Source organism: Tsukamurella conjunctivitidis, from assembly GCF_007858475.1.
Taxonomy (GTDB): domain Bacteria; phylum Actinomycetota; class Actinomycetes; order Mycobacteriales; family Mycobacteriaceae; genus Tsukamurella; species Tsukamurella conjunctivitidis.
This window is the reverse complement of the sequence record NZ_VIGX01000189.1, coordinates 1-597: the sequence shown is the minus strand read 5'-3', so window position 1 is coordinate 597 and position 597 is coordinate 1. Positions and strand designations below refer to the sequence as shown.

Annotated in this window: 2 protein-coding genes; one reads left to right on the top strand and one right to left on the bottom strand. The window is 66.0% G+C overall.

The window, feature by feature from the left end; all coding sequences use genetic code 11:
- Positions 1-225, bottom strand: a 225-nt coding sequence (locus tag FK530_RS24975) for an alpha/beta hydrolase (protein ID WP_205124266.1), incomplete at its 3' end; no start/stop codon positions are given.
- Between the two features lie 153 nt (positions 226-378).
- Here FK530_RS24975 and FK530_RS24970 point away from each other — a divergent pair.
- A partial coding sequence (locus tag FK530_RS24970) for an aldo/keto reductase (RefSeq protein WP_146489484.1) occupies positions 379-597 on the top strand: 219 nt, incomplete at its 3' end.

The following is a 597-nucleotide window of genomic DNA, read 5'->3' as shown; positions in this document are numbered from 1 at the left end:
CATGACGATGACGGCACCACGCCTGGTGGCCAGGTCCTGGATGTTGACATTGGAGGGCCACTGCATGTGGTTGCCGCTCAAACCGTGCAGCAGGACCAGGAGTGGCCACCCCTCCTGTGGTGGGATCGCAGGAGGGCCCTCCACGGACTCAGGCGTGGCGACCACCACCGTCGTGCGCATCCCGAGGGAGTCGGAGCGGACCTGGGACCACGTCTGCACAGCCATTGCCACATGCTATCCGGACTGCGCGTGGACGCGTCGGCTCTGGTGTCCCCGGTCGTCCCCGGGTGCGCAGACGCGGAGGAGCGAAGTCCGGGTCTCCGGAATACCCTGGAGCAGAAGTCATTGACGATGCGGAGCGACTGAGCAGGAGACACCATGACGAAGATCGGCAACTCGGACCTGGACGTCGCACCCCTGTGCCTGGGGGGCAACACCTTCGGATGGACATCGGATCGCGAGCAGTCACTCGCCGTCCTGGACGCCTTCACCGGAGGGGGCGGCAACTTCGTGGACACCGCCGACTCCTATTCGGCGTGGGTCCCCGGCAACCAGGGTGGGGAGTCGGAGACGATCATCGGTGAATGGCTGACGCGC